The organism is Mycobacterium sp. P7213 (genome assembly GCF_900604305.1).
In the GTDB taxonomy this organism is placed as follows: domain Bacteria; phylum Actinomycetota; class Actinomycetes; order Mycobacteriales; family Mycobacteriaceae; genus Mycobacterium.
Map to the genome: position 1 here is coordinate 58439 of NZ_UWOA01000021.1, position 18940 is coordinate 77378.

Annotated in this window: 20 protein-coding genes; 8 read left to right on the forward strand and 12 right to left on the reverse strand. The window is 68.9% G+C overall.

Annotation, left to right across the window (positions count from 1 at the left end):
* Positions 1-59 precede the first annotated feature (59 nt).
* Positions 60-1928, reverse strand: coding sequence for a hypothetical protein (locus tag EJK91_RS10245; RefSeq protein ID WP_125078875.1), 1869 nt, complete (start codon positions 1926-1928; stop codon positions 60-62).
* Positions 1929-2045: 117 nt separating this feature from the next.
* Here EJK91_RS10245 and EJK91_RS10250 point away from each other — a divergent pair, with 117 nt between their 5' ends.
* Positions 2046-3515: a DUF7937 domain-containing protein gene (locus tag EJK91_RS10250; RefSeq protein WP_125078876.1), complete on the forward strand. Its 1470-nt coding sequence runs from the start codon at positions 2046-2048 to the stop codon at positions 3513-3515.
* Positions 3516-3629: 114 nt separating this feature from the next.
* A complete protein-coding gene (locus EJK91_RS10255) occupies positions 3630-4364 on the forward strand; it encodes a cutinase family protein (protein WP_277424720.1) in 735 nt (244 codons plus the stop codon).
* A 15-nt stretch (positions 4365-4379) separates the two neighbouring features.
* Here EJK91_RS10255 and EJK91_RS10260 read toward each other — a convergent pair whose 3' ends face one another.
* Positions 4380-5156: an S-methyl-5'-thioadenosine phosphorylase gene (locus EJK91_RS10260; protein WP_125078891.1), complete on the reverse strand. Its 777-nt coding sequence runs from the start codon at positions 5154-5156 to the stop codon at positions 4380-4382.
* A gap of 117 nt (positions 5157-5273) precedes the next feature.
* Here EJK91_RS10260 and EJK91_RS10265 point away from each other — a divergent pair, with 117 nt between their 5' ends.
* Complete coding sequence (locus tag EJK91_RS10265; protein ID WP_065152662.1) at positions 5274-6146, forward strand: 1,4-dihydroxy-2-naphthoate polyprenyltransferase; 873 nt, start codon at positions 5274-5276, stop codon at positions 6144-6146.
* 37 nt (positions 6147-6183) lie between these two features.
* Here EJK91_RS10265 and EJK91_RS10270 read toward each other — a convergent pair whose 3' ends face one another.
* The 3 genes from EJK91_RS10270 to EJK91_RS10280 all read right to left on the reverse strand — a co-directional run bounded on the left by EJK91_RS10270 (position 6184) and on the right by EJK91_RS10280 (position 7432).
* Positions 6184-6750: a Clp protease N-terminal domain-containing protein gene (locus EJK91_RS10270; RefSeq protein ID WP_046283224.1), complete on the reverse strand. Its 567-nt coding sequence runs from the start codon at positions 6748-6750 to the stop codon at positions 6184-6186.
* 3 nt (positions 6751-6753) lie between these two features.
* Positions 6754-6981, reverse strand: a complete 228-nt coding sequence (locus EJK91_RS10275; RefSeq protein WP_046283267.1) for a helix-turn-helix domain-containing protein — start codon at positions 6979-6981, stop codon at positions 6754-6756.
* A 148-nt stretch (positions 6982-7129) separates the two neighbouring features.
* The gene (locus tag EJK91_RS10280; protein WP_125078878.1) at positions 7130-7432 is read right to left on the reverse strand and encodes a DUF4229 domain-containing protein; all 303 of its coding nucleotides are present in this window, start codon (positions 7430-7432) and stop codon (positions 7130-7132) included.
* 70 nt (positions 7433-7502) lie between these two features.
* On the opposite strand from EJK91_RS10280, the gene EJK91_RS10285 reads away from it, so the two are divergent.
* Positions 7503-7652 carry a hypothetical protein gene (locus EJK91_RS10285; RefSeq protein ID WP_125078879.1) on the forward strand — a complete coding sequence of 50 codons (150 nt, stop codon included), beginning with the start codon at positions 7503-7505 and terminating at the stop codon, positions 7650-7652.
* Positions 7653-7681: 29 nt separating this feature from the next.
* Here EJK91_RS10285 and EJK91_RS10290 read toward each other — a convergent pair whose 3' ends face one another.
* The 7 genes from EJK91_RS10290 to hemL form a co-directional block, all read right to left on the reverse strand.
* On the reverse strand, positions 7682-9022 hold the full coding sequence (locus EJK91_RS10290) for a MinD/ParA family ATP-binding protein (protein WP_444850808.1): 1341 nt from the start codon (positions 9020-9022) through the stop codon (positions 7682-7684).
* An 85-nt stretch (positions 9023-9107) separates the two neighbouring features.
* Positions 9108-10085 carry a c-type cytochrome biogenesis protein CcsB gene (gene ccsB, locus EJK91_RS10295; protein ID WP_024442583.1) on the reverse strand — a complete coding sequence of 326 codons (978 nt, stop codon included), beginning with the start codon at positions 10083-10085 and terminating at the stop codon, positions 9108-9110.
* Entirely contained in the window at positions 10086-11624 is a 1539-nt protein-coding gene (locus EJK91_RS10300) for a cytochrome c biogenesis protein ResB (protein ID WP_051190261.1), read from the reverse strand.
* Between the two features lie 125 nt (positions 11625-11749).
* Positions 11750-12529 (reverse strand): cytochrome c biogenesis CcdA family protein, encoded by a 780-nt coding sequence (locus tag EJK91_RS10305; RefSeq protein WP_125078881.1) that lies wholly within the window; start codon positions 12527-12529, stop codon positions 11750-11752.
* Positions 12526-13137 carry a TlpA disulfide reductase family protein gene (locus tag EJK91_RS10310; RefSeq protein WP_125078882.1) on the reverse strand — a complete coding sequence of 204 codons (612 nt, stop codon included), beginning with the start codon at positions 13135-13137 and terminating at the stop codon, positions 12526-12528. Before EJK91_RS10310 ends, EJK91_RS10305 begins: the two co-directional genes overlap by 4 nt.
* A gap of 2 nt (positions 13138-13139) precedes the next feature.
* A complete protein-coding gene (locus EJK91_RS10315) occupies positions 13140-13748 on the reverse strand; it encodes a histidine phosphatase family protein (protein WP_024442579.1) in 609 nt (202 codons plus the stop codon).
* Entirely contained in the window at positions 13748-15076 is a 1329-nt protein-coding gene (hemL, locus tag EJK91_RS10320; protein ID WP_024442578.1) for a glutamate-1-semialdehyde 2,1-aminomutase, read from the reverse strand. Before hemL ends, EJK91_RS10315 begins: the two co-directional genes overlap by 1 nt.
* A gap of 92 nt (positions 15077-15168) precedes the next feature.
* Here hemL and EJK91_RS10325 point away from each other — a divergent pair, with 92 nt between their 5' ends.
* The 4 genes from EJK91_RS10325 (at position 15169) to EJK91_RS10340 (ending at position 18727) form a co-directional block, all read left to right on the forward strand.
* On the forward strand, positions 15169-15552 hold the full coding sequence (locus EJK91_RS10325) for a nitroreductase family deazaflavin-dependent oxidoreductase (protein ID WP_024442577.1): 384 nt from the start codon (positions 15169-15171) through the stop codon (positions 15550-15552).
* 2 nt (positions 15553-15554) lie between these two features.
* A complete protein-coding gene (locus EJK91_RS10330) occupies positions 15555-15935 on the forward strand; it encodes a nitroreductase family deazaflavin-dependent oxidoreductase (RefSeq protein ID WP_046300762.1) in 381 nt (126 codons plus the stop codon).
* Between the two features lie 5 nt (positions 15936-15940).
* Positions 15941-17143, forward strand: coding sequence for a JmjC domain-containing protein (locus EJK91_RS10335; RefSeq protein WP_125078883.1), 1203 nt, complete (start codon positions 15941-15943; stop codon positions 17141-17143).
* Between the two features lie 153 nt (positions 17144-17296).
* Positions 17297-18727 carry a PPE family protein gene (locus tag EJK91_RS10340; protein WP_241178673.1) on the forward strand — a complete coding sequence of 477 codons (1431 nt, stop codon included), beginning with the start codon at positions 17297-17299 and terminating at the stop codon, positions 18725-18727.
* The last annotated feature ends 213 nt before the right edge of the window (positions 18728-18940 follow it).

The window sequence follows — 18940 nt, forward strand, 5'->3', positions numbered from 1 at the left end:
GTCCACGGCGTCGATGCGGACGCTCGATGCGCCGCAACGAAGACCCGCCGCACCGAGACTCAGTCGCCTCCGCCGCCCGAACCACCGGAGCCACCGCTGGAGCCACCGCCCGAACCACCGGAGCCACCGCTGGAGCCACCGCCCGAACCACCGGAGCCACCGCTGGAGCCACCGCCCGAACCACCGGAGCCACCGCTGGAGCCACCGCCCGAACCACCGGACCCGCCGCTGGAGGCACCGCTCGATCCACCGGACCCGCCGCTGGAGCCACCGCCCGAACCACCCGAACTCCCGCCGGAGTCACCACCGGAACTACCGGCAGAACCGCCAGAGCTGCTGTCGGAACCAGACGACGCGCCCCCGGCGCCGCCGCCATCACTGCCTGCACTGCTGCCAGAGCCGCCCGAACTGCCGCTGCCCGACCCGGACGCGCCCGAGCCGGCACCGCCGGAGCTACCCGCGTCGCCGCCGGATCCTCCCGAACTGGTTCCGCCCGAATCACTTCCCGCTCCGGTACCGCCCGAGCCGCTCTCATCGGAGCCGCCCGAGGTTCCACCGGATCCGCCGGACTGACCACCCGAACCGGTCTCGCCGGAGCTACCCGAACCACCGCCCGATCCGCCCGGGTTGCTGCCGGAACCTCCCGTACTACCGTCACCCGCACCGGTACCGCCGGAATGGCCGGTACCCGGCTCGCTGCCGCCGGGATGTCCACTGCCGGAACCGTTATCGCCGGAACCAGCGCCATCCGAACCAGTGCCCCCCGAACCGCTGCCGCCTGTGCCGGTGCCACCGGAGCCATTACCACCGGCACCGTTGCTACCCGAACCAGTGCCGCCCGAACCGGCATCGCCGCCGGAATGACTGCCGCCGCCCTGATCGCTACCGGACCCGCTGCCACCGCTGCCACTGCCGCCCGATCCGGGCAGCCAGCCGCCGCCACCACCGACGGGTCCGGTGATGATCGGTATCGGTATCGGGAACGGAATCACCGCGGGCGGTGCGGGGGCGGGCGCAGCCGGAAGGGCGGGCACTACCGGCGCGGGGGCAACGACGGCCGGAGCCGGGTTTGACGGTGCTACAACAGGATTCGGGGCCGGGGACTGCAGAACGGGCAACCGCACCGGCTTCGGGGCCGGCAACACCGGCATGAAGTTACCGGGCACCGGCTGGGCCTGCGGCGGCTGCGCCACCACCGGAGGCTGCGAGGGCGTGGAGGCGGCCGTGGGACGAATGCCTATTGTCACGGCGACGGCCAACGCCGCGCACCCGGCCACCAGAATCCCGCCGACCGAACTGCCAATCAGCAGTGCGCGCCCCACCGGCGGCGGCGCCGCCCGCTCGTCGGATTCGCCGTCGTCTCCCCCATCTTCGGAGCCGTAGCCTTCATAACCTTCGTAGTCGCCCTCGGCGTACTCCACCGGCAACAGTTCGGAGTCATCGTCAGTCATCGAGTACGCCAGCTGCTGTTCCGGGTGCTCGCCCTCGGCCGCGGGGGCCAGCACCGTGGCCGTTCCGTCCGGGGCACCGGCGTCCGGCAGCGCCGGCGCAGCCATGGTCGCGTCGGCCGCCGGAGCAGGCAGCCACGTCGTCTCGCCGTCCTCACCCGAGGCGTTGCGCGCCAACGCCACTGCCGAGCGCGCCTGAGGCTGCTCGGAAACGTTCTCAACGCCCGCATCCTCGAGGCCGCGACGAACCTCTGCCATCAACTCCGAATCCGACCAGCACAGTCGGGTAGCAGCTAGCCGGTGGCCCTCTTCGGCCAGCATGCGGTGGGTTCCGGTCACGGTCTCGATCAGCGTTTCGACCGGATTGCGCGTCAGATCGAGCATCGACTCGTCGAGCACAGCATCGCCATAGGCATCCGATTCGACGAGCGCCAAGCGGGCGAGCGCGCCGGTAACCGAGACTCCGAGCGCGACATCCATTGCGCGTCTCCTTTCGCGGCCACTCGATTAGCCAGTTTAGCCGCGCGGATCGACCGGCGAGCGGACCGATCTTCGCAGTTCAATGGCGCATGACCCTCCCGCGGTTATGGTGAGCAGGTGATCGCCGAGTCGACCAGGAGCTGGAATATCGGCCGCGATGCGACCGCTGCGGCATTGCTGCTCGCGGCGCCGGCGTTGCCGTGGAGCCTGTACTTCGGCGCCGGCGTTCCGGGCAGCGAGTCCGGACTGTTCGTCGCGCTGGCGGTGGCCACCGTGCTCGCGCTGACGGCGATCGCCGCGACCTACGTCGGTCCCTGGGGGATCTTGCGGGTCAACGATCCCGCCGTCGCGGGAAGGTTGCGGCTGTTGCTCAGCGCACCGTATCTGGTGTTGCTGCTCGGGGTGGTGGCCGCCGACGTGGTGCAGACCGTCCGCTACGGCGGAAGCCCGCAGCCGCCCGGTGGCGTCGGGCCGGGCGCGTTGCTGGGCGCCGCAGGTGCGTTGCTCGCCGCGCAGCCGGTGCTCGTCGGGCCGGTGCGGCTGTGGTGGGGCACGGTTCGCACGCTCGGCTACGCATCGATCGTCGGCGCCACGTTGAGCGTGCTGTTCAACCTGTATTGGCGGGTGCGCTACGCCCTGCCGGACGCCGATTCCACGACCGGCTTCGGCCGGCAGCAGGTCGCGATCATTGCGACCGCCCTGGTGTACGGAGCGGTGGCGTGGGCTACCGTAGTCCTAGCCTCGAGGTGGGTTCTGCGGCGCGACAAGGCATCCCAGCTCGCTGTCGTGTTGCTCGGCGGGGCCACTCTGATCGCCGGAACCCTGGTATGGGTGCTGCCGGTCGGCCGCGCCATCGACGGCTTTCACGGGATCGCGCAGAATACGTCCACCGCTGGGGTCGGCTTCGAGGGCTACTTGGTGTGGGTGGCCGCCGCGGCACTGTTCGCGGTGGCGGCCGCGCGCGACGCGTCAGCGACGACGTGGCTGGGCGCCACCCGGAACACGTTGTTGCTGATCGCGATCTGGAGCCTCGGGTCGGCCCTCATGCGCATCGTCGATCTCAGCGTCGCGGTCGGTCTGGACCTGCCGTATTCGCCGTACGACAGCGCTGCGATGGCGTCCTTCGATGTGGTGACTGCGGTCATCGCGCTCTGGCTACGGCTCACCTTGGGCAATCGCTTCCTTCCGGCGGCGGCCGTCTGGTCGGCGAGCGCCGTCCTGTTCGGGTTCACGATCGCCCGCGTCGTGGTGGGCGTCGGCCTGGCTCCGCGGCTCGCAGAAGCCCAGCGCGCCAGCGCGTGGGCGAATCCGGTGTATGGCAACGGACTCGCGCAGCAGATCACCAGCACGTTCGACGTGGTGTTGTGCGGCCTGGCGTTGTGCGGCCTGGTGGTGGCGATCGTCGTCGGACGTCTGCCGGTGCCGGCCGACGACCGCCCCAAACCCGGCGAGCCCGGCACACCGCGCATCTTCCGGTCAGCGGACTCAGCCACTGTCGCACCCGCGGGTGGACCGAAGATCTATCGGGGAAGCGACGATTCGGCCGAAGACGACGAAACGGTTCAGGACAGCCCGAAAGTCAACTGAAGGCCTTCGTGCGGCCAAGCACGGCATCACAGCGTTTATCGGACGCCGCCGACGGGTAGCCGAAACTGCGTTTCTGCTCCTGAACGTGGATGAACGATACGAATGAAGGTCACGATGCACAGCACCACACTGGTTGTAACGAAGGCACGGCGCACTACCCGGCACCTGGGTGCGGCGCTGGTGATGGGCGGTGCCACACTGCTGGCCCCAGGCATCCCGTCCGTCGCGGCGCAACCCTGCCCCGACGTGCAGGTGGTGTTCGCCCGCGGCACCGGCGAACCCCCCGGCGTCGGTGGCATCGGTCAATCGTTTGTCGATGCACTGCATGCCAAGGTGGGTGAGCGTTCCTTCGAGGTGTATCCGGTCAACTACGCCGCCAGCAGCGATTTCGGCGGCGGTGTCGACTTCGCCCGCACCGTCGTCGACGGCATCCGAGATGCCGCCACCCACGTCGAGAGCACCGCGGCGAACTGCCCCAACACCCGAATCGTGCTGGGCGGCTTCTCGCAAGGTGCGGCGCTGGCCGGCTACACCACATCGGCCGAGATCCCCAAGGAAGTCCCCGCCGACTACCTCGCGTACATTCCCGAGCCGATGCCGCCGTCGGTGGCCAACCACGTTGCCGCAGTTGTCTTGTTCGGCACGCCCTCGGCGGAGTTTCTCGCACCAAACGGCGCGCCACCGGTGCGGATCGGACCGCTATATGCCAACAAGACCATGGAGCTCTGCGCCGACGGCGACACCATCTGCAACGGCGCCCCGGCCGGCGGACCGCCTTTCGCGCACGCGTCGTACGGCGTCAACGGGATGACCGAGCAGGGCGCCGAGTACGCGGCCGCCCGTCTCTGAGCGCGCCCCGTCGATTCAGGGCAGCTCGAAGGGCAACTGAATGCCTTCGTGCGCCAAGCAGTGCGTGCAGGTCCGCTCTTGGCCCATCTGCTCGATGGCTTGGTGCACCAGCCTTTTGAATGGCTCGATGTTCTTCTGGAACTCCGCGAATACATCGACAGCCTTCACGCCACTGCCGACGTCGACACCTGCATCCAAATCGGTGACCAAAGCTACTGCGGCATAACACATTTCCAGTTCACGAGCCAAAACCGACTCGGGATATCCGGTCATGTTGATCAGCCGGAATCCGGCTGCGGCGAACCATTGGCTTTCGGCGCGAGTGGAGAATCGCGGCCCCTGAATCACCACCATCGTCGCGCCGTCGACCACGTCGGGCAGGCCGGTGACCGCGGTCCGCAGCGTCGGGCAGTACGGGTCGGCGAACTCGACGTGCACACCGCCGTCGTCGAAGTAGGTGTCGGCGCGGCCCCAGGTGCGATCGACCAGCTGATCGGGCACCACCACCGAACCTGGGGGCAGTTCCGGCGTCAGGCTGCCGACCGCGCACGGCGCAAGGATCCGCCGCACTCCCAGCGTCCGCAACGCCCACATGTTCGCCCGATAGGGCACCGTGTGGGCCGAATACTCGTGGGCGGCCCCGTGCCGCGGCAGAAAGGCCACTTCGTGCCCGCCGACGGCACCGATGGTGATCTCCGCACTGGGCGCCCCGTAGGGGGTGTCGCAACTGACGCGGCGCGCATCGTCACCGAAGAACGAGTAGAAACCGCTACCGCCGATCACGCCCAACATCTCGCGCCGCTTCCTCCTCATCGCTTCGTCCCCCTCGCCGCTGCGCGGCTCGGGGTACCCCCACTGCATCGTCAGCGCCGGGCAACTTCTGCTCCTCCCGCATGCAAGGATCGTGCGGTGGCCAGCTTCGCACAGTGGATAGAGGGGGCTCGTCCCCGCACCCTGCCCAACGCGATCGCTCCGGTGATCGCCGGAACCGGCGCGGCAGCATGGCTGGGCGCCGCGGTGTGGTGGAAGGCGCTGCTGGCGCTGACCGTCGCGGTGGCGCTGATCATCGGGGTGAATTACGCCAATGACTACTCCGACGGCATCCGTGGCACCGACGACGACCGGACCGGCCCGGTGCGCCTGGTGGGTGCCCGCCTGGCAAGCCCGCGCGCGGTGCTCACGGCAGCGATCGCCGCGCTGTCGGTCGGAGCGCTGGCCGGTTTGGCCCTGGCCCTGGTCAGCGCGCCGTGGCTGCTGGTGGTGGGAGCGGCCTGCATCGCCGGCGCCTGGCTGTACACCGGCGGGTCCAAGCCCTATGGCTACGCCGGCTTCGGCGAGATCGCGGTGTTCGTGTTCTTCGGCCTGGTCGCGGTGCTGGGCACCCAGTACACCCAGGCCCTGCGGGTGGACTGGGTCGGCGGCGCGCTGGCGGTAGGCGTCGGCGCATTGTCGTCGGCGGTGCTGGTGGCCAACAATCTGCGCGACATCGCCACCGACAAGCCGGCCGGCAAGATCACCCTGGCGGTACGCCTCGGCGATCCCCGCACTCGGGTGCTGTTTCAGCTGTTGGTGGCGCTGGCCGGGGTGCTGACGCTGGCCCTGATGCGGGCCACCCCATGGTGCGCGGTCGGGTTCATCGCCACGCCGCTGGCGTTGCGGGCCGCGGCCCCGGTGCGCTCCGGACTCGGTGGCGCCGCACTGATTCCGGTGCTGCGCGACACCGGGTTGACCATGCTGGTGTGGGCGATCGCGGAGGCCTTGGCGTTGACTCTGGGCCAATAGGTCGATAGTCGCGGGCGAGCGTCCATTCGACGCAGCGCTAGGCCGCCCGTTCCAGCAGCGTGCTGACCGCGGCTGTCAGCGTTGCCGGATCGGCAGACTCGGTAACTATGTCCATCACGACCGGATCGGCATCACGCAAGATGCCCAACATGATGTGCTCGCAGCAGATCGTTTTGCCCTTGCGCGCCACCGCCTCTCGCAAAGCGAGCTGCAGCGTCGTCTTGGCGGCCCGGGTGAAGGCCAGACGCCCTCGACGACGGCTACCGCGGCCTGTTCGCTGTACCGCACGGTCAAAGGCCTCTGCACCGAAGGTGTCCGCCACGGCATCACGGACAGCACGCAGGTCGATCCCAAGGAGCCGCAGCACGTCCGCATCGGCGTCGAACGACTCGCTGGTTTCCATCGCTTCTGCCAGTCGTGTCCGCACCCCATCAATAGTCAGCCCGTAGCCCCCCAGCGTCGCCGACAGATCCCCCTCGGCGGTCTGGAGCACCCCAAGAAGTAGATGCTGTGGCCCGATGTCGTCGGCGTGAAAGCCCCGCGCATCTCGCTGAGCTTGTATGACCGCGGCCCGGGCATCGCGACTGAACCGCTCAAAGACCATGGCTCATTTCCTCCGGTTGTACTTCTGGTGCACGGCCTGACGGCTCACCCCGAGTGCCTCGGCGATTGCCTGCCAACTCCAGCCCTGCTCGCGAGCATTGGCCACATGGATGGCCTCCAACCGCTCCTGCAGCCGCTGCAAGGCACGCACGCCACGCAGGCCGACGGCCGGGTCCGCACTGGTCGCCGCATCCGTAGCGGAAACCAAGGAGGCGTCCGGCGGCTCATTCATGATGTCAAGGTAACTTGACACTCCGCGTCTGTCAACAAACATTGACACGACCGAGGCCTTGCCGTTGACTCTGCGCTGAGGGCGGGGGCTACTCGCACTTCTTCGCCGTACACGCAGAGTCAACCCCGAAGGGGTCAACGACGGGCGGTTACTCCCCGCGCAGCCGGGCCTGCAGTTTCTCGCGTTCCTGGCGGCGGCGCTCGCCGGCGACGGTCAAGCTCTCGGTAGCGCGCTTACGCAGCGGCGTGAACAGCCACATGCCCAACGGCAGCGCGACGATCAGCGCGAGCATCGCCGCGATGATCGGCGGAAAATCGCTGAGCCCGAGCAGCCGGCCCACTCCGTAGATCGCCGCCGTCAGCGCGACCACCAGCGCGAGCCGCGCCGCCGTGTACACCGCCACATCGACTACCGCACGACCCACGGGGGCCCGACCTGTCGCCACGGTCATCAAGCCTACTGGCGGGACGGACCGGCGCGAACGGCACTAACGGTATATTCGGCGCCAGGAGGTGTCGCGAGTGCTCTACCTGCTCCTCGTCCTGACCCTAGGGACCCTGATCTACCTCGGTCTGCGCGCCAGCCGCGCGCGGCCGAAGACGCGCGTGATCGGGCCGGACGACGATCCGGATTTCCTCTGGCGGATCAGCCACGGCGACAACCAGCCCTAAGCTGCCCCACCTTCGAGTCAGCCCCCGATCTAGACGAAGTGCTGGTTGAACCGATCGTCGCCGGGGAACGCCTCGGCAACCACCGCAGCCAGCTCGACGAGCGCCTCGCGGGTCTCTCGCTTCAGCCGCATCAGATCGATCTCCGCGCCTTCTTCCAGGTGCGGGTCGAACGGCACCAACCGCACGGCGCGGCAGCGCCGGGAAAAGTGATCGACCACCTTCTGCATGTCGACCTTGCCCGAGCGTGGCCGCACCGCGTTGATCACCGCGATCGAGTTGCGCACCAGGTCTTCATGACCGTGCGCGTCGAGCCAGTCCAGCGTCGCCGAGGCGCTGCGGGCGCCATCAACTGAGCCCGAACTCACCACGATCATGGTGTCGGCCTTGGCGAGCACCGCTGACATGGCGGAGTGCATCAGACCGGTGCCGCAGTCGGTGAGGACCAGGCTGTAGAACCGCTCCAACACCTGCAGTGTGCTGGCGTAGTCCTCGGCGCTGAACGCCTCCGAGACCGCCGGGTCGCTGTCGGAGGCGAGTACCTCCAAGCGACTGGGGCCCTGGTTGGTGTAGCTGCGGACATCGCTGTAGCGCTGGATGCCGTCAGCGTCGCGCAGCAGGTGCCGCACCGTCGCCGAGGTCTCCATCGGCACCTTCTGGTTCAGCGTGCCGCGGTCGGGGTTGGCGTCCACGGCGACCACCCGGTCACCTCGGATCGAGGCGAATGTGGCTCCCAGGGTCGCGGTGATGGTGGTCTTGCCGACCCCGCCCTTCAGCGACAGCACCGCGATCCGGTGGCAGCCCTGCAGCGGCCGGTTCACCTGGACCACCAGGTCGTTGAAGCGGATGGTCCGCGGGCTCTCGCCGACGTTGATCAGCTGGCCGGACAGCACGTAGAGCAGGCGGCGCCAGCCCGACGTCGGTGGCGGCTTGACCTGTCGCAACAACGAGGTGGTGGACAGGTCCGAGAACGGGGCGATGGGCTCGGTGGCGCGATACGGCGGCTGCCCGGCACCACCGCCGGCGTTGCCGCCGAAGTAGACCGGCGCCGGGTTCTCCATCGGCTGCGGAACCCAGGTGGTCGATGTGCCCGGGTTCCACGACTGCTGCGCAGACGAGGTTTCCGCGGGCGCCGGCGGCCACGGGTCGACCGGTTCGGAGAACCGGCGCTCGGTGCGGAAACCGCCGAAGGAGCGGGTCTCCTCGCCTCCGGGCCGCTGGTTGAACGACCCGGTGGCCCCGGACTCCGCAGCATCCGCGGGGCCATCAGCCGCCTCGCTGACGTGCTGGAGCGGCCGGAACTGGGTGGTCGGATGATCCGTCACGTCATGGCTCGCAGTGACATCACCGGGTGCATGGTCGGACACTTCTATCTCCCCTGTCACACTGGTTAGGACGTCAATGGACGTCGGTAACCGCAGGGTAGCGCAGCTGTCATAAAGGAATCTGTCAGCTGGATTAGCCGACTCCGGCATACGAGTGCAGACCGACGGTCACCAAGTTGACGAAAAACAGATTGAAAATCATCGCCGCGAACCCCACCACGTTGATCCACGCCGCCTTGTAGTCACGCCACCCGGCCGTCGACCTGGCATGGAGATAGGCGGCGTAGACGACCCAGGCGATGAACGACACCGTCTCTTTGGGGTCCCAGCCCCAGTAGCGGCCCCATGCTCCCTCGGCCCAGATCGCGCCGAAGATCACACCGAAACCGAACACCGGGAAAGCGAAGATCGTCGTGCGGTAGGCGATGCGGTCCAGGGTCTGCGCATCGGGCAGCCGGCGCACCATACGCGCCAGGGCCCCCGGGGCGTCGGGGTCACTCAGGTGCGACGAGCGGATCAGAAACAGGATGCTGGCCACTCCGGCCACCAAGAACACCCCCGAGCCGATGCTGACCACCGATACGTGGATCGGCAGCCAGTAGGACTGCAGCGCGGGCATCACCGGCGCTGCCGTGGCGTAGAGCCAGCGCCCGGAGACCGTCAGCAGGATCAGCACCGGCAGCAGCACGAACACCCACAGACTGCGGTGCTGTGGCCGGCGCAGCGCGACGGCGGCAGCCGCCAGCCCCGAGAAGCAGGTCAGGTTGATGAACTCATACATGTTGCCCCACGGCGGGCGCAGCGTGGCCGCGCCGCGGAACACGATGCAGGCCAGCAGCAGAGCGATGCCCAGATAGACCAGCGCCAGGCCGGCGCGGCCCACCCGCTCGCCCAGGGGGCGCCGCTGCACCGGGGCCACCACCCCCGGGGTGGCGCTGTCGGCGCGCACACCGCCGGCCGACACCAGCTCGGCCTCGGCGGAGCTGCGGGCACGGCCGGAGGCCAGCTCGACGGCCAGCAGCAGCAGCGCGATGACCAGCACAATCATTGCCGAGGTGAAAGCCCAGTCGGAGTAGCGCGCCAGTCCGATGTCGATATGACTCGTGTTCACCTACGTCTCCTTGCCGAACAGCTTCGTGCTCAAGCGCTCGAACTCGTCACCCCAGCCGGAGTTGTCGGTGCGGGCCAGCCCGCCGAGCTCGACGTTCACCGTACCGGCCTGCCCCACCGCCTCCGCTGGCGTGAGCCGAATCCAGATCCGACGGCGGCGCACCACCAGCGACACCACCAGCCCCGCCATCATCGTCATCGCGAACACCAGCACCCAGATCTCAGCCGGGTCGTGCGACACCTGGATGTTGACGAACGGCACCGCACCGTCGAACCGCACCCTCGTGCCGTCATCGAGGCGGATCTGTTCACCGGCCTTCAGGTTGGACCGGGCCACCTTGGTCAGCCGGCCCTGGTCGATCAACCGGGAATCCAGCGTGAACAGGCTCTGCGGCCGGCCGGTGTCGAGCCCGGTATCGCCGCGATAGACGTCGATCGCCACCGCGGGGTCGTTCATCGCGGGGAATGCCGACGAGAGCAGCCGGTCGTCGAGCTGTTCGGTCGGAGCGAACAGGCCCTGGATGCCGATCTGGTGCTTGCGGCGCTCGGCGGCGTCGGGATAGACCCCGGCCGGCGGGTCGATGCGGATCGCGCCAGACGACAGCAGGGTCAGCGGGTTGTCCGGGCGGAACTGCACCGTCTGGGTGCGGGTCTGGCCGTCCGGGAAGATCACGGTGAAGGTGGGGGCGTAGCCGTGGCCCTGCAGGTAGGCCCGCACGCCCCCGACCCGCAGCGGATGGTTGACCTCCAGCAGGTAGGGCCGCCACTCATCGGTGCGCAGGTCCTCGCCGGCCTGGTAGTCGATATGCGCGGTGAAAGAGGTCGCCAGACCGGAGGCCAGGTAGTCGGCGGTGAAGTCGTTGACCCGCACGCACAGCGGGTGCAGCTTGGTTCCGTCGACGGTGGCGCCCGCCCGGAACGAGTCGAACGCGGCCGGCGACGCCGAGCAGAATCCGGGTCCGCCGTCGGCGATGACCATCACGTTGCCCTCGTAGCCGAACATGCGGCCCAGGGCGACGGCGGCCAGCAGCCCCAGCAGCGCGAAATGGAAGGTCAGATTGCCGAATTCGCGCAGGTAGCCCTTCTCCGCCGAGATCTCCATGCCCCCGGCGGTGCCTTCCGGTGGCGACTCGCTGCGCCCGTCCGAGGAACGGATGATCCGACGCCAGCCGCGCAACTCTGCGGCCATCCGGGCACCGAGCTCGTCGACGTCACCGGCCAGCTGCGTCGTGGCGTGTTTGGGCAGCCGAGACAGGTTGCGCGGTGCGGCGACCGGGCTGGCGCGCAGGTTGCGCAGATGCTCAAAGGTCCGCGGGGTCAGGCAGCCGATCAGCGACACGCACAGCAGCACGTAGATGGCGGTGAACCAGAAGCTGGAGAAGACGTCGAATGCCTCCAGCCGGTTCAGCCAGGGACCCAGTTTCGGATGCAGCGCCAGGTATTCGTCGACTTTGGCGGCGTTGAGGCTGCGTTGCGGCAGCAATGCCCCGGGAATGGCGGCCAATGCGAGCAGCACCAGCAGCACCAGCGCGGTGCCCATCGACGTCAGCGCCCGCCAGGTGTTGCGGACCTTGCCGGCGAGCAGACGCAACGTCCCCCTCAAACGTGCTGATGTGGGGGCCTTCGCGTCTGCTCGTGGTGGGGACGGTGGAGAGGTGGTGGTCATCAGATCGGCAGCCTGACATCAGAGACCAGACCGTCGCGAATCGCGGCCACGAAGTGGTCCCACACCCCGGTCACCAGAGCGAGCCCGACCGCGATCAGCAACACCCCGCCCAGGACCTGGATCGCCCGGGTGTGCCGGCGCAGCCAACCCAGCCCGGCCACCGCGCTGGCCGACCCGAAGGCCAGCGCCACGAACGGAATGCCCAAGCCCAGGCAGTAGGCGATCACCAGCACCAGGCCCCGGGCCACCCCGGCACCGTCGGTGGTCGAGGCGACCGCGATCACCCCGGTCAGGGTCGGTCCCAGGCACGGCGTCCAACCCAGCGCGAACACCGCGCCCAGCAGCGGTGCGCCGAGCACGGTGGACAGCTGCTGGGGGGAGAAGCGGACTTGGCGCTGCAGTGCGGGAACGAACCCGATGAACACCAGTCCCATCAGAATCGTCACCGCGCCGCCGACCCGTTGCAGCAGTACCTGGTTGGTGATCAACGTGGTGGTCATACCCAGCACGGCCACCGAGCCCAGCAGGAACACCGCGGTGAACCCGGCAACGAACAGCGCCGCCGACCCGGCGACACGCCACCGCGCGCCGGGCGGGGGTTTGCGGGTGTCGGGGTCAGGCCGTTCGTCGACACCCACCACTGCTGCCAGGTAGGACAGATAGCCCGGCACCAGCGGCACCACACACGGCGAGGCGAACGACACCAGTCCGGCCAAGGTCGAGACGGCGACGGCCAACAGCAGCGGACCGGTGGTGGCGGTGGCGGTGAAGCCGCTCACGACGCCGCCTCGGCAGCCAGCCGCTGCACGACCGGCTGCAGGTCTTCGGCCAGAACTTCGCGCAGGAACACCGCCGCGACCCGGTGCTGTCGGTCGAGCACCATGGTTGCCGGGATCACCGACGAGGGATAGCGACCGCCGAACGCGATCATGGTGCGCATCGCCGGGTCGTAGATCGAGGGATAGGTGATGCGACGGTCGGAGATGAAGTCGCGGGAGGCCTGCGGCTCGGGGTCGCGGACGTCGATGCCCAAGAACGCCACACCCTGGGCCCGGGTGTCGTCGTAAACCTTTTGCAGTTGGCTGATTTCGGTACGGCAGGGCCCGCACCACTGGCCCCACACGTTGACGACGACGACCTTGCCACCGAAGTCGTCGACGCCGATGGTGCGCGACGGGTCCATCAGGTCGGGCCCGGAGATCGGGCCGGGCCGGCCGCGGGCCTCGGGGGGATCGTAGAAGATGTCGGTCTTTCCGCCGGGCGAGACGAACTCGAAGGTGCCGCCGTGGGTGACGGCGTCGTCGCCGACCGAGCAGCCCGAGATCAGCGCGGCCAGCCCCGAGATCAGCGCGGCCAGCACTGCCCCGACGATCAGCACTGCCCGCATCGTCAGCCGCCGGCCGGAACCTGGTAATCGACGTCGACGAGACGGTCACCGTCGTAGATCAACGTGGTCACCGAACCCACACCGCATTCGCGCCGGCGTGGGTCGTGCCAGAGCCGGTTGCCGGTGAGGTGCTGGCGCGCAGTCCAGACCGGCAACTGGTGGCTGACGCACACCACCTCGCGGCCGGCGGCGCGCGCGCGGGCCTTGCTCACCGCGGCGGCCATCCGGGCCGCGATCTGGTCGTAGGGCTCGCCCCACGACGGGGTGAACGGGTTGCGCAGGTGCCACCAGAACCGCGGTTTGCGCCAGGCGCCGTCCCCGGGTGAAACCCGCTTGCCCTCAAAGAAGTTGGCCGACTCGATCAGGTTCTCGTCGGTGTCGATGGGCAGGTTGTGCCGGGCGGCGATCGGGGCGGCGGTCTCCTGGGCACGCTGTAGCGGCGAGGCGATCACCGCGACGATGTCGCGGCCGGCCAGCAGGTCGGCGGCGGCGACCGCCTGCGCGCGACCGGTGTCGGAGAGCCGGAATCCCGGCAGCCGGCCGTACAGAATGCCGTCGGGGTTGTGGACCTCGCCGTGGCGGATCAAGTGGACGCGGGTTTCTTCTGCCATCAGGTTTTCGGCTCTCCGGTGGTGGCGGCGGCACGTGCCGCGGCAGGTAGCGCCGCGGCGATCTGGTCGAAAGCCTCGTCGGTGAGGGCGGCCGAGACGAACCAGGCCTCGAAGGCACTGCAGGGCAGGTAGACCCCGGCCTCCAGCAGGGCGTGGAAGAACGCCGGGAAGCGCCAGGTCGCACTCGCGCGGGCGGCAGCGAAGTCGGTGACGGGCTCGTCGGCGAAGAACACGCTGAACATGTTTCCGGCTCGCGGAATCTGGTGCGGCACACCGGCCTCGGTCAGCGCTTCGGCCAGCATCGCGGTCAGCCGGTCGGCATTCTTGTCCAGTGCGGCGTAGACGTCGTCGTCGGCGGCTCGCAGCGTAGCCAGGCCGGCAGCGGTGGCCACCGGGTTCCCCGACAGCGTGCCGGCTTGGTAGACCGGCCCCAGCGGCGCGAGTCGGTCCATCACCTCGGCACGGCCGCCGAACGCCGCGGCCGGCAGCCCCCCGCTGATCACCTTGCCGAAGGTGAACAGGTCGGCAGGGACGGGATCGATACCACCTTCTCCACACCAGCCGCTTCTGCTCACCCGGAAACCGGTCATCACCTCGTCGACGATCAGCAGCGCCCCGTGCTCGGCGGTGATCGTGCGCAGTTCGGCGTTGAAGCCCGGAACCGGCGGCACCACCCCCATGTTGCCGGGGCTGGCCTCGGTGATGACGGCGGCGATCTGGTCGCCGAACTCGGCGAATGCCTTACGGACGGCGTTGATGTCGTTGTAGGGCAGCACGATCGTGTCGGCCGCGGTGGCGCCGGTGACCCCGGGCGACGACGGCAGCGCCAAGGTGGCCACCCCGGAGCCGGCGTCGGCGAGCAAGGCGTCCACGTGGCCGTGATAGCAGCCGGAGAACTTGATGACCTTGGCTCGGCCGGTGAAGCCGCGTGCCAGCCGCAACGCGCTCATGGTGGCTTCGGTGCCGGAGTTGACCAGCCGGACCTTGTCCACGGTCGGCACCCGGGCGATGATCTCGGTCACCAGATCGGTCTCACCGCGGGTCGGCGCCCCGAATGACAGGCCGGTCCCCACGGCGTCGCGGACCGCTTCGACCACCGCGGGGTGGGCGTGGCCCAGGATCATCGGCCCCCAGGAGCAGACCAGGTCCACATAGCGGTTGCCGTCGGCGTCGGTGAGCCAGCAGCCTTGCGCCTCGGCGATGAAACGGGGGGTGCCGCCCACCGCCGCGAAAGCCCTGACCGGTGAGTTGACGCCGCCGGGGATCACCGCGCAGGCCTCGGAGAACAACCGCTCCGATACCGCCGTGGCTCGATCCGCATTACCCACGGCGACCAGTGTCCCAGCTCGCGCGACATCACTMGACTACAGGGTGTAGTTGAGGGTTGAAGTGAGTGGGCGGCCGGAGTTGGATGGCAGTCATGCAACTACCCCAGCGGCTGGCCCGGTTCAACCGGCATGTCACCAACCCGATCCAGCGAATGTGGGCAGGCTGGGCGCCGACGTTCGGGATCCTCGAGCACGTCGGACGGCGCTCCGGCAAGCCCTATCGGACCCCGCTGACCGTGTTCAGCACCAATGATGGCGTGGCCATCCTGCTCACCTACGGCCCGGACCGGGACTGGCTGAAGAACATCACCGCCGCCGGCGGTGGCACCATGCGCCGGCATGGCAAGACCATCGGTGTCACCGAACCGCGGGTGGTCAGCAAGGCCGAAGCAGCCGAGCACGTGAACCCGCGTACCCGCAGGGTCTTCGCCAGGCTGCCGTTCGAGCAGGCGGTGCTGCTCACCAGGCAGGGTTAGCGGTGCAGTTCTCTGAGAGACGCGCTCGGTTCAACCGGGTCGTGACGAACCCGCTGTTTCGCCCGATCTGCGGATGGGTGCCGCTGTGGTCGATCGTCGAGCACACCGGCCGGCGCTCCGGCGCGACATACCGCACCCCGGTCTCGATGTTCCACACCACCGACGGCGTCGCGGTGCTGCTTCCGTACGGAACCGAGCGTGACTGGGTGAAGAATCTGCAGGCCGCCGACGGCGGGCGGGTCAAGGTCGCCGGGAAGACGTTCGCTGTCACGAACCCGCAGGTGGTGGCTACCGAGGAGGCAGTGGGTCTGCTGAAAGCGCCGTGGCGCCAGCTGCTCGGACGCGCCGGGGTGCCGCACACCTTGTTGCTGACCCGCGCTTGAGGCCGGTGTCGGGCTTCGAAGTTCCGCAGCTCCCGGAAGCCCCGCTCGCCTGGCTGCTGGCGCCGGTGACGGTGCAAACCTTCCTCGACGAGCTGTGGGGAGCCGCCCCGCACCACATCGCCCGGGGCCGCACCGACTACTTCGACCGCCTGCTGGCCGGCCCGTCGGCGCTCGAGCAGCTGCTCACGGCACTGGTCACCGAGCCGTCCGCGGTGCGCCTGGTGCGCGGCGCCGATCACCTGGAGCCCGAGCAGTACACGCTGCCCGACGGCACCCTCGATGTGGCGCGGGTGCGCGCCGCGACCGGCAGCGGCTACACGATCATCTGCAACAACATCGAGAAATACCTGCGCACGATGTCGACGCTGACCCACGGCGTCGAGGTCGAGCTGAACTTTCCGACCCACGTCAACGCCTACGTCACCCCGCCGGCCGCCACCGGCTTCCTACCGCACTACGACCACCACGACGTGCTGGTGTTGCAGATCCACGGCAGCAAGACCTGGTATCTCTACGGCGACGATCCGGTGCCACCACACCTGATGCAACAGCTGTACGAGGTTGACCCGGCTGGTCTTCCCGAGCCGACGAGTCTGCACCTGGACGCTGGGGACACCCTCTACCTGCCGCGAGGCCGAGTGCATTCCGCCGAGACCGGAGGCGAACCGTCGGTGCACCTGACCGTCGGCATCCACGTCCCGACGGTGCTCACGCTGCTGACCCACGCCCTGCACCAGCTGAGTCTGCGCGACGACGTGGTGCACACCCGATTGCCCGCACGGCACCTCGATGACCCGCACGTGCGGGCAAGCCTGAGCGCACTGATCCATGCCGGCCTGTCCGCCGTGGAAACCTCCGACTCCCTCACGGAAGGCCTTGGCGCCATGCAGGATTTCCTGCTGCGGCGTGCCCGCTGTCCGGTCGTCGGACAGGTCGCCGACACCGTCGGGCTCGACACCGACACCTGGGTGCGCAAGCAGCAACCGCTGTACGCCCGAGTGACCACGACGGCCGACGGGGTCGGCCTGCAGTTCGCCCAGCTGATCGTCAGCGCCCGACCGGACCACGAGGCCGCGATGCGATTCGTCTGCGACGGCACCGAGCCGTTCCGGGTCGGCGAGCTGCCCGGACTGGCCGCCGCGCAACAGATCGAGCTGGCCCGCAGTCTGATCATGAGCGGCTTTCTGGTGCGTCCCGCCGCCCGATAAACCCGCCGAGGTACATGGCGTTCCATAACTGCGGACTGATCCACACTCTGAATCCGCATTCCGAGGAACTTTCCAGGGAAACGTCACGATTTGAGGTTTACGATTCGTCTATTCACCACCCCGTGAAAGGCGGCAGTGACCGAGCCCATCTGGATGGCATCACCCCCCGAGGTGCACTCAGCCCTGCTGAGTAGCGGCCCGGGCGCGGGCTCATTGCTGGCCGCAGCGGCGATGTGGGCCGACTTGAGCACGGAATACACCGAAGTGGCACAGGAACTTTCGGCCATGCTTTCGGCCGTGCAGGCGGGATCATGGCAGGGTCCGAGTGCGGAATCCTATGTGGCCGCGAACGTTCCGTATCTATCCTGGCTGACGAAAGCCGGCGCGGACAGCATGACGCTGGCGGCTCAGCACCAGGCCGCCGCCACCGCCTACACCTCCGCGCTGGCGGCCATGCCCACACTGGCCGAGCTGGCCGCCAACCACACCCTGCACACCATGCTGGTGGCGACGAACTTCTTTGGGATCAACGCGATTCCGATCGCCCTCAACGAGGCCGACTACACCCGGATGTGGATCCAGGCGGCCACCACGATGTCCACGTATCAGGTGGTGGCCGGCGCCGCGGTGGCGTCGTCTCCGGCAGCGTCGACCGCGCCGACGGTGCTCAATCCCAACCCCCCGCAACATCGCGACCACCAGCATCGGACCGGCCAGGCGCCCACCCAGGACTTCGGCAATATCTACCAGGAGAGCTGGTGGACCACCCGCATCGCCGAGATCAACGAGGCCATCCAGGCCGACCTGTCCAGCAACAATCCCCTCACCAGCCTGATCAGCGATCCGGTGCTGATGACGATCGCCCCGCACTACGCGGGTGAGATCGTGCTCGGGATGGCACCGACGGTCACGGCGCTGACCGAGACCATGCTCGGCTTGGTCGCACCCGCGTCGCCGCTGGTCGGCCTCGTCGGAGCCGCCGGGCTGGCGGGCATCAACGCCCCCACCGCACCGGCGCCGCCCGCCCTGAACCCGCAACAGCCGGTGCCCGCGGCCACCGCTGCGCCACCGGCGCTGCCGGCCCCGCCGGCTCCCGCTCCGGCAGCTCCCCCGGCTATGGCCCCGCCGGCGCTGGCCCCGGCCGCCACCGTTACCGGTGGCGCCCCGCCACTTCCGCCGCCGTTCACCGGCACCGAGGCAGCAGCATTCGTCCCCTACCTCGTGGGCGCCGGCCCGGCCAGCGGGGCGCGAATGAAAACGCGCGCGAGCACGCCCACGCAGGTTCAGCGCCGCCATGCGGCCGAGACGGGGGCAACCAGCACCACTCCCGCGAGCCAACCCCGCCGCCGCCGGCAGCGCAAAGCCCTGACCGATCCCGGCAACCGTTATGAGTACCTCGACTCAGCAGCCGCTCTGGCCGCACAACACGGCGCGGGACAGATGGGATTACCGGGAGCAATGCGCCATGGAAACGATTCCGCGGCAACCGGTTTGATCACCGTGACCGAGAGCGACGCGGGTCCCAGCATGCCGATGCTGCCACACACCTGGGAGGCTCCCGAAGCACGCGATCAGCTCAGCTGAGTCCGGGCGCGCACGGTCCTCCAGGGCCAATATCGGCTAGCCGAAGGAGTCACCGGGACTGCCCGGTTGGCCGGGAGCACCATTCGGATCGCCGGCGCCGCCACTACCAGCTTTGCCGCCCGCGCCACCCGGGACACCTTGCCCCCCGTCGCCGCCACTGCCTCCCGGGCCACCCGGACCAACCGATCCGCTCCCGACCGCAGCCCCTCCGGC

What these genes read in the sequence shown, in the direction of transcription:
- EJK91_RS10270 (WP_046283224.1), bottom strand. Translation starts at nt 6,750, where the DNA reads ATGGTCTTTGAGCGGTTCAGTCGCGATGCCCGGGCCGCGGTCATACAA.
- EJK91_RS10325 (WP_024442577.1), top strand. Translation starts at nt 15,169, where the DNA reads ATGCAACTACCCCAGCGGCTGGCCCGGTTCAACCGGCATGTCACCAAC.
- EJK91_RS10260 (WP_125078891.1), bottom strand. Translation starts at nt 5,156, where the DNA reads ATGTTGGGCGTGATCGGCGGTAGCGGTTTCTACTCGTTCTTCGGTGAC.
- EJK91_RS10310 (WP_125078882.1), bottom strand. Translation starts at nt 13,137, where the DNA reads ATGCGGGCAGTGCTGATCGTCGGGGCAGTGCTGGCCGCGCTGATCTCG.
- EJK91_RS10340 (WP_241178673.1), top strand. Translation starts at nt 17,297, where the DNA reads ATGGCATCACCCCCCGAGGTGCACTCAGCCCTGCTGAGTAGCGGCCCG.
- EJK91_RS10315 (WP_024442579.1), bottom strand. Translation starts at nt 13,748, where the DNA reads ATGGCAGAAGAAACCCGCGTCCACTTGATCCGCCACGGCGAGGTCCAC.
- EJK91_RS10275 (WP_046283267.1), bottom strand. Translation starts at nt 6,981, where the DNA reads ATGAATGAGCCGCCGGACGCCTCCTTGGTTTCCGCTACGGATGCGGCG.
- EJK91_RS10280 (WP_125078878.1), bottom strand. Translation starts at nt 7,432, where the DNA reads ATGACCGTGGCGACAGGTCGGGCCCCCGTGGGTCGTGCGGTAGTCGAT.
- EJK91_RS10255 (WP_277424720.1), top strand. Translation starts at nt 3,630, where the DNA reads ATGCACAGCACCACACTGGTTGTAACGAAGGCACGGCGCACTACCCGG.
- EJK91_RS10300 (WP_051190261.1), bottom strand. Translation starts at nt 11,624, where the DNA reads ATGGGCACCGCGCTGGTGCTGCTGGTGCTGCTCGCATTGGCCGCCATT.
- EJK91_RS10245 (WP_125078875.1), bottom strand. Translation starts at nt 1,928, where the DNA reads ATGGATGTCGCGCTCGGAGTCTCGGTTACCGGCGCGCTCGCCCGCTTG.